Source organism: Streptomyces sp. NRRL F-5650 (assembly GCF_000721365.1).
Classification (GTDB): domain Bacteria; phylum Actinomycetota; class Actinomycetes; order Streptomycetales; family Streptomycetaceae; genus Streptomyces; species Streptomyces ardesiacus.
This window is the reverse complement of record NZ_JOGV01000121.1, coordinates 1-1,535: the sequence shown is the minus strand read 5'-3', so window position 1 is coordinate 1,535 and position 1,535 is coordinate 1. Positions and strand designations below refer to the sequence as shown.

Here is a 1,535-nt window from a genome sequence, read left to right as displayed (position 1 = left end):
CTCCTCGGTGGCGGGTGTGTTCGGTTCGCCGGGGCAGGCGAACTACGCGGCGGCCAATGTGTTCCTGGACGCGTTGGCGGTGCGTCGGCGTGCCGAGGGCCTTCCCGCCCAGTCGCTGTCGTGGGGTCTGTGGGAGGAGACCAGCGAACTCACCGCCGCCCTCGGTGAAACCGGCAAGGACCGGCTCGACCGCGGCGGACTGCAGGCCCTCGGCACCGAGGAAGGTCTCGCCCTCCTCGACCATGCGCTGACCCTCGACGCCCCGCACCTGGTCCCCGTACGTCTCGACCTGTCCCGCGCCCGCGCCGGAGGCCGGCAGGTGGCCCCGCTGCTGCGCGCCCTGGTCCGCCCCGTGCGCCGCACGGCCGGTGGCCCCGCGGGCCGCGGCTGGCGCGCGCAGTACGAGGGAACGCCCGTGGACGGGCGCGAGAGCATGCTTGTCGACCTCGTCCGGGCGCAGGTCGCCTCCGTCCTCGGCCACTCCGGCACCGACGCGGTCCGCGTCGACCGCGGCTTCAAGGACCTCGGCTTCGACTCGCTGACCGCCGTGGAGTTGCGCAACCGGCTCAACGAGATCACCGGCACCCGCCTGCCCGCGACCCTGGTGTTCGACCACCCGACACCGGCCGCCCTCGGTGCGCACCTGCACGGCCTCCTGGCCGGCACGGCCGTGCGGCAGGACAGCGCGGTGGCGCGGGTCCTGGCGGACGACGAGCCCATCGCCGTCGTCGGCATGAGCTGCCGCTTCCCCGGCCACGTCGACTCGCCCGAGGCCCTGTGGCAACTGCTCGCCGACGGCGGTGAGGGCATCAGCGGCTTCCCGAAGGACCGCGGCTGGGCCCTCGACGCGTTCTTCGACCCCACGGGCGAGCGCCCCGGCACCTCCCTGGTGGACCGGGGCGGATTCCTGCACGACGCCGCCGACTTCGACGCCTCCTTCTTCGGGATCTCCCCGCGAGAGGCCGTGACCATGGACCCCCAGCACCGGATGCTCCTGGAACTGTCCTGGGAGGCCGTCGAGCGTGCGGGCATCGACCCGAGCGGGCTGCGCGGCAGCAGGACCGGTGTGTTCTCCGGCCTGATGTACCACGAGTACGCGGCGCGCCTGCGCTCCGTCCCCGAGGACGTCGCGGGCTTCCTCAGCAACGGCAACGCGGGCAGTGTGGCCACCGGGCGGGTCTCCTACACCCTCGGCTTGGAGGGCCCCGCCGTGACCGTGGACACCGCCTGCTCCTCGTCCCTGGTCGCGCTGGACATGGCCGTCAGCGCCCTCCAGCGTGCCGAGTGCGACCTGGCGCTGGCCGGCGGCGTCACCGTGATGGCGACCCCGACGATCTTCGCGGAGTTCACCCGTCAGCGTGGCCTCGCGCACGACGGCCGCTGCAAGGCGTTCTCCGACACGGCCGACGGCATGGGCGTCGCCGAGGGCGCGGGGATGGTCCTGGTCGAGCGGCTCTCGGACGCGCGCCGCAACGGTCACCGCGTCCTCGCCGTCATCAGGGGTTCGGCGGTCAACCAGGACGGTGCGTCCAACG

At 73.6% G+C, this 1,535-nt stretch carries 1 protein-coding gene; it reads left to right on the top strand.

Going from position 1 to position 1,535, the window contains the following annotated elements; translation table 11 throughout:
- A partial coding sequence (locus tag IG88_RS0137650; protein WP_037837558.1) for a beta-ketoacyl reductase occupies positions 1-1,535 on the top strand: 1,535 nt, incomplete at both ends.